The 6,774-nt window shown below is 60.6% G+C and carries 8 protein-coding genes; 5 read left to right on the top strand and 3 right to left on the bottom strand.

What is annotated here, in order from left to right; genetic code table 11:
- A partial coding sequence (locus ACMNI9_RS02785; protein ID WP_418830774.1) for a TetR/AcrR family transcriptional regulator occupies positions 1-323 on the bottom strand: 323 nt, incomplete at its 3' end.
- 261 nt (positions 324-584) lie between these two features.
- Between ACMNI9_RS02785 and hdcA the strand changes: the two genes are divergently transcribed.
- The 3 genes from hdcA to ACMNI9_RS02770 all read left to right on the top strand — a co-directional run bounded on the left by hdcA (position 585) and on the right by ACMNI9_RS02770 (position 4,303).
- Complete coding sequence (hdcA, locus tag ACMNI9_RS02780) at positions 585-1,541, top strand: histidine decarboxylase, pyruvoyl type (RefSeq protein ID WP_418830772.1); 957 nt, start codon at positions 585-587, stop codon at positions 1,539-1,541.
- 75 nt (positions 1,542-1,616) lie between these two features.
- The gene (locus ACMNI9_RS02775; RefSeq protein WP_418830771.1) at positions 1,617-3,122 is read left to right on the top strand and encodes a basic amino acid/polyamine antiporter; all 1,506 of its coding nucleotides are present in this window, start codon (positions 1,617-1,619) and stop codon (positions 3,120-3,122) included.
- 188 nt (positions 3,123-3,310) lie between these two features.
- Positions 3,311-4,303 (top strand): DUF368 domain-containing protein, encoded by a 993-nt coding sequence (locus ACMNI9_RS02770; RefSeq protein WP_418830770.1) that lies wholly within the window; start codon positions 3,311-3,313, stop codon positions 4,301-4,303.
- A gap of 62 nt (positions 4,304-4,365) precedes the next feature.
- Here ACMNI9_RS02770 and bilS read toward each other — a convergent pair whose 3' ends face one another.
- The gene (bilS, locus tag ACMNI9_RS02765) at positions 4,366-4,878 is read right to left on the bottom strand and encodes a flavodoxin family protein BilS (RefSeq protein ID WP_114566571.1); all 513 of its coding nucleotides are present in this window, start codon (positions 4,876-4,878) and stop codon (positions 4,366-4,368) included.
- 209 nt (positions 4,879-5,087) lie between these two features.
- Here bilS and dtd point away from each other — a divergent pair, with 209 nt between their 5' ends.
- Positions 5,088-5,534 carry a D-aminoacyl-tRNA deacylase gene (dtd, locus tag ACMNI9_RS02760; RefSeq protein ID WP_418830768.1) on the top strand — a complete coding sequence of 149 codons (447 nt, stop codon included), beginning with the start codon at positions 5,088-5,090 and terminating at the stop codon, positions 5,532-5,534.
- Positions 5,535-5,538: 4 nt separating this feature from the next.
- Here dtd and ACMNI9_RS02755 read toward each other — a convergent pair whose 3' ends face one another.
- Complete coding sequence (locus ACMNI9_RS02755; protein WP_418830766.1) at positions 5,539-5,901, bottom strand: arsenate reductase family protein; 363 nt, start codon at positions 5,899-5,901, stop codon at positions 5,539-5,541.
- Between the two features lie 143 nt (positions 5,902-6,044).
- Here ACMNI9_RS02755 and ACMNI9_RS02750 point away from each other — a divergent pair.
- On the top strand, positions 6,045-6,774 hold a 730-nt coding region (locus ACMNI9_RS02750), incomplete at its 3' end, for an EFR1 family ferrodoxin (RefSeq protein ID WP_418830765.1).

Raw genomic sequence — 6,774 nt, 5'->3', positions numbered from 1 at the left:
TCCATGTGCGCGGTCAGGTACAGGAACCGGAACAGGTTGCCTTCGGTGCGCGCCAAGCGCAAATGGGAAAGCCCGTTTGCCGCAAACGCGTTCGGAGCGCGATGCTCGTGCTCGCGGTTGTACGCGGCAACCCAGGCGCGCGCATGGTCGTATAGAGCTTTCACCAGGCTTTTCATGTCGCCGAACAGGCTGTATATAGGCTGCACCGAACAACCCGCGCGATCCGCGATCGCCCGCGCGCTCAGTGCGCCCTCCCCCTGCTCGCGCACAAGGGAAAGAGCCGCCTCGAGCACCGTTTCGCGCGTTACCTTCCGTTCCGGCATAACCGTACCTCCAAAATAACAACTGTTATATAACGATTGTAATATACAGCATGTGCGAAGGTCGTAAAGCAGCAACCCTCCTAAATAAGGAAAACCCCTATCTGAACAAGGCAAGAAAACCGGCGCCTCGCGCGCCCCAGCCCATTCAACGCTTCAGCATCAGCGCGAGCACGTCTCGGTCCCATCTTTTTACCGCCCGGGACGCGAAAACCGGGCCGTCCTACAATCTGCGCGAATCGTATCCGCAACGAAAGGACCTTCATGAAGAACATCGAAGAACGCCGCAACCGCACCATCGCCCGCACCCCCAACCTTCACGCGACCATGCGCGCGCCGCACATCGACAAGACCGCCATCAGCCCGTACGACGACTACTGCGACGGCTACGGCATGCCAGGCGCCTACGGCAACGGATACGTATCGGTCCTCAAAGTGTCCGCCGGAACGGTCGAGAAAACCAACGACATGCTGATCGACGGCATCGTTACCTACGACAAAGCCGAAACGGCCGATGCCTACGTCGGCCAGATCAACATGCTGACCGCCTCGTCGTTCTGCGGCATGGCCGGGCAGGTTTGGGGCTACGACCTGGCTCGACATGACGACATCGCATCGGGCGCAAGCACACCGCTGTTCACCGAGAAGCAGTTCGATGGCAGCGAGCTCAAGGTGTTCGACGCGCAGCCCTTGCTCAATGCCGGCATCGAACTGTTCGGAACGGCCGAGAACCGTCGCTACCACCCCATCCCCGGTGCGCACACCATCTGCGCCAACAAGGGAATCACGGCGTACCGCCCCAAGGAAGACCGCCCGCTCAAGGAAGGCGAAGCGTACGGCGTATGGTCGTTCATCGCCATCTCGCTTTCCGCGGACCGCGATTTCGCAGCCGACCTCTTCATCGAAGACGCCGGCGTCTGGACCGAAAACGACAACGAGCAGGACATGCTGGCTTACCTGGAGCAGCATCGCAAGGAGATCGTCTGGTCCGTGGTCGAATGCGGACGCGACTCCAGCGTGCTGTTCGACCGCACGTACGTGAGCTTCGCCTACCGCATGATGAAACCCAACGAGATCGGCAACGCCATTACCGTAGGACCCTACGTCACGCTCGCGCGCAACGCCGTGCCCGCAACCGGCTTCGCATCCCTCAACAGCCTGCACCTGTCCGACTGGCTCAAGCAGATGGACTTCGAACCGCTTACGGACCTGGCAAGCTAGCGCATCGCGCACCCCATTCGCACCCTGGCGCGTCCGCTCTGGCGGGCGCGCCCTCATTCGACAAGGATTGGAATCATGGCAGACAACACCGCACCCGGTTCCAACGGAAGCAGCGCACCGGCACAGGACAGCTCCAAAAAAGTTGGCCTGATCGGCCTGGTAGGCATCGTCATCAGCGCGATGATCGGCGGAGGCATCTACAACCTTCCCCAGAACATGGCGCAGGACGCTTCCGCCGGAGCCATCATTATCGCCTGGGTGGTCACGGGCATCGGCATCTGGTTCATCGCGAACACGTTCCGCATCCTGTCGGCCGCGCGCCCCGAACTGACGAACGGTCTGTACACGTACGCCGAAAAGGGCTTCGGCAAGCTCATCGGCTTTTTCGTGGCGTACGGATACTGGATATGCAACTGTTTCGCGCTGGTGGCCTACTCCGTTTTGGTCATGGCCACGCTCAATTACTTCGTGCCCGACTTCGCCGGCGGCAACAACATCCCGTCCATCATCGGCGGCTCCATCATCACCTGGGCAATGTATTTGCTTGCGCTGCAAGGCGCGAAGCAAACCAGCTTCCTGAACATCATCGGCACGATCGGCAAGCTGCTGCCGGTTGCCGTCTTCATCTTGGCCGTTGCCACCGTATTCAAGCTCTCGGTGTTCATGGAGGGTTTCTGGGGCATGAAGGGCGGCATCGACCTTAGCTTCACCTGGGACAACGTCATGCCGCAAGTGCAGGCGACCATGCTGGTGACCCTGTGGCTGTTCCTGGGAATCGAAGGCGCCGTGGTCGTGTCGGGCAAGGCCAAGTCGCAAACGGCAGTGCGCAAGGCCACGACCATCGGCTTTTTGGTCACCCTGCTGCTCTACGTCATCGTATCGCTTCTGCCCTTGGGCGTGTACTCCCAGGCCGACATCGGGAACATGGCCGACCCGTCCATGGCCGCCATCATGCTGGACAAGTTCGGCAAATGGGGCGAGATCCTCATCAACGCCGGCGTTATCATATCGGTCCTCAGCTCTTGGCTGGTATGGATGCTCATGCTGGGCGAGATGCCGCTGGCCGCCTCCAAAAGCGGCATTTTTCCGAAGGCGTTCGTCAAGGAAAACAAGAAGGGATCGCCTTCGACCTCGCTTCTGTGGACCACCATCGTCGTGCAGATCGTGCTGATCGTGTCCTACTTCATCGGCAACAACGCCTGGACCACCATGATCAGCATCACCAGCGTCATGGCGCTGCCGTGCTACCTGTTCTGCACGCTGTTCTTGTTCAAGATCGCGCTCGACGAAAGCTACCCGAAAGGAATCTTCGCCAGCCGCGGAATGGCCCTGTTCACGGGCGCGGCGGGATCGCTGTACGGGCTATGGCTCATCTACGCAGCCGGCTTGAACTACCTCATGGTCGCGTGCATCGTGTACGCCGTCGGCCTGCCGCTTTACGTCGTGGGCATTCGGCAGCACGACCCGAAGGCCCGAGTGTTCGAGAAAATCTCGGACAAGGTCATCGTCGCCGTGGTGATAGCCTTGGGCATCGCGGGGCTCGTCTACTCGATCATCACGTTCGGACACGTGGCGCTGTAAGCGCAGAAGGCATGCCCCGCAAACGCAGGCAAGCACCCATTCGCTGCATCGCGACATCTCGAAACGCCCGGAACCGCACTCTCGGGTCCGGGCGTTCCCGCTTCGCCGAACGCCGACTCACCCGCTCAAGAATCTGTATATCTTGCAGGAACAACGGGAATCGCTGGACGTTTGCAAGATCGTGAGCCATGCTATACGCTCTGACGATGCGCGCCGAAGAGGGTCGGCTGCGCACAATCGATGCGGGAGGTTCCCTTACTATGTCCATTGCCGGCGTTATCATCAACTTCGTGCGCGGATTCTGCATGGCCCTTGCCGACAGCGTCCCCGGCGTTTCAGGCGGCACCATCGCCTTTCTGCTGGGATTCTACGACCGGTTCATCGGCTCGCTCGACGACTTGTTCCACGGTCCGAAAGCCGCCAAGATCGATGCCGTCAAGTTCCTGCTCAAGCTAGGATTCGGCTGGATAATTGGATTCGGGCTTTCGGCGCTTGTGCTGACCAGTTTCTTCGACTCGCATATCTACCAGGTCAGCTCGCTGTTCATGGGATTCATCGTGTTCGCCATCCCCATTGTCGTCCTTGAAGAAAAAAGCACGCTGAAAGGCCATGCCGCAAGCCTGGTCTTCGTTGCAATCGGCGCCGCCGCAGTCGTGGCCATCACCCTGCTCAGCCCTGTATCGGACGAAGGCGTGAACGTGGCCGTCGGCAGCCTGAACCCCGGGATGGTGGCCTACGTGTTCTTCGCCGCCATGGTTGCCATTTCCGCCATGGTGCTGCCCGGCATCTCCGGCTCCACCCTGCTGCTGATCTTCGGCTTGTACGTGCCCATCATGGGGGCCGTGCGCGCAGTTATGGGATTGGATTTGGCCTATCTGCCCATCTTGCTGGTGTTCATCGCAGGCGTTGCCTGCGGCGTCCTCTTGTTCGTGCGCCTGATCAGGATGTGCCTCAAGAAGTTCCGGCCGCAGACCATGTACGCCATCGTGGGCATGATGCTCGGCTCGCTGTTCTCCATTACGCAAGGACCGCTCACCCTGACCGAGCCCCTGCCCGCCATGAGCCTGGATACGTTCAGCCTGCTGTTCTTCGTGATCGGCGGCGTGGTGGTCGGCGGTTTGCAGCTGTTGAAAACGCGCCTGGAAGACCCGGCGGAAGCACGCAAGGACAAGGAAGCGTAACGAAGCGCGCGCCGACCCCTCGCGACGCTCGTCCAGGGTCGGCGCGCAATCTCCAAACGGCGTCAGACCTGCTTGACCGCCGCCTGCAATCGCGCAACGTCGACATCGTCCGGATGGCCAACGGCCGCATCGAAGTTCTCGATAAGCTGCTGCATGCGCGCGGCTTGAGCCGGCTGGGCCTGGGCCGTACGCTCGTAGCGAGTGCGCACGCTTTCGGGCATCTGCCCTTGGCACATGAACGATCCCGCGATGCGGGCAGATTCGGGAACATGCCGAGCCACGCGTGCCATTACGCCCGCAAAGTACGTCTGATCTGCGCCGAAGCCCGCGGTTCCGAACAGGAACACGTCCTTGTCCTCCAGCTGGGACAGAACTTCGGCCATCTCGTCGGTGCAGTCGCCCCGATTCGTCCAGAATCCCGCGTACACGCGATCCGCCGCCGCCAGATCCTCCGAAGCCACGTCTCCAACGCGTCCGAACGCCACAATTTCTTCCGCAGGCAGCGCTTCCTTCACCGCGCAAGCCAATCGTTGCGTATTCCCCGTGCTGCTGTCGTACACGATTGCGTAGCTCATGGAAGTCCTTTCGCCAACGCGCGATTGCGCCTCAACACCCGATCGTCTTATGCCCGATACGTTATAACGCTCGGGAGCGTTTTTGCAAACGCGCGGCCAGCGGCCCCATGAAAGCCACGCATAAACATCCCGCGTGCATCCTTGCCCCCGAAGCCCTTCTTGCCGTAGGATTCTTGCAGCAAGCAAATCTCGCAAGCGAAGGAGCCTCCATGAGGGCAGTCGTTCAACGCGTAAGCCGTGCGCAGGTGGAAATCGACGGCAGCACGGTAGGATTCATCGGAAAAGGCCTGGTCATTCTTTTGGGCGTGGGCCATGAAGACACCGAAGACCAAGCGGAGCGCCTCTGGAGCAAGATAAGCCGCCTGCGCATATTCGAGGACGAAAACGGCAAGACGAACCTGTCGCTTGCCGACGTGCACGGCGACGTGCTGGTGGTTTCGCAGTTCACGCTGTTCGCGAACTGCAAGAAGGGAAACCGCCCTTCCTTTACGCAAGCGGGCGCACCCGACGAGGCGAACCGATTGTACGAATGGTTCGTCGAACGGGCGCGCCGCGACGTGCCGCGCGTGGAAACGGGGCGCTTCGGAGCCTACATGGACGTAAGCCTGACGAACGACGGCCCCTTCACCCTTTGGCTCGATACCGACACGCTCTAAACCGCTACAGAAGAGCCTGCTCCCACTCGGCTTCCTTGAAGCCCACCAGCACGAAGTCCTCGCCCACCACAAGCGGGCGCTTCACCAGCATGCCGTTCTCGGCAAGCAAGGCGTAGGCGTCCGCATCGCTCAACCCTGCATCGAGCAGCGCCTTGATATTGCGTTCGCGGTACACCATGCCGCTCGTGTTGAAGAAGCGGCGCAAGGGCAGCCCGCTTCTCTCATGCCAGGCGGCAAGCTCTGCAGCCGTCGGATTGTCCTCCACGATATGCCGATCCTCGTACGCAACTCCCTGCTGGTCGAGCCACGCCTTGGCCTTTTTGCACGTTGTGCATTTCGGGTACTCCAAAAACAGCACGCTTGCCATACGCTCCTCCTATCACCGGAAACGCTCCGTCAAAGACTTGTTGCGCTCATGATACCAAAGGCCGCAAGCGCAGGCTCCCTCCCCTTGCTATACTGGGAATATGTGCCAACTACAGGGCAGGGGCAAACCGAAAGGCGGCTACTATGATCTTCTATTTCACTGGAACCGGCAACTCTCTTGCAGCCGCGAAGATCATAGCCGAAACAACCGACGACCTGCTGGTCGACATGGGCAAAGCCTACAAGTACAAGGACTTCGACTTCACCTTGGAGCAGGGAGAAGCGCTCGGCTTCGTCTTTCCCACGTACGCCTGGACCACGCCTCCTCTCGTGGACGAATTCATACGCCGCGCGAACTTCCGCACCGGCAACAAAGAGGTGTTCGCCCCTTGCTACTGCTACGCCGTTGTCAGCTGCGGCGCGTTCGTCGGAAACACCGCGCGCATCTTCGCGGATCGACTGCGACGCTGGCAGGGAATCAATCTGGACGCCTCGTTCAGCGTGAAATCGGTCGGAAACTGCACGTACCTGTACGCGCCCGCTCAGGGAGAGAAACGCGAGCGGCTTTTAGCCCATGCGGAAGTCGAGGCCCATCGCACGGCCCTGCGCATCAAGGCGCGCGAATGCGTGCACGCCGAGCGACGCAACCCCTTGGGCATCCTGCTTTCCCAGGTCACCGAACAAGACGAGAAGCCGCGCTCGACCAAGGATTTTCACACGCTTCCCACCTGCATCAGCTGCGGCCGCTGCGCCGATATATGCCCGACGAACACCATCACGCTCATCGACGGCACGCCGCGCTGGGCTGAGCTGGGCTGCACGCAATGCCTTGCCTGCCTGCACCGATGCCCCGTGAACGCCATCCAGTACGGCA

The sequence above is a fragment of the Paraeggerthella sp. genome, from assembly GCF_048427265.1.
GTDB lineage: Bacteria > Actinomycetota > Coriobacteriia > Coriobacteriales > Eggerthellaceae > Paraeggerthella > Paraeggerthella hominis.
Note: the sequence above shows the minus strand (reverse complement) of the source record. Positions and strands in the feature narration are given on the sequence as shown.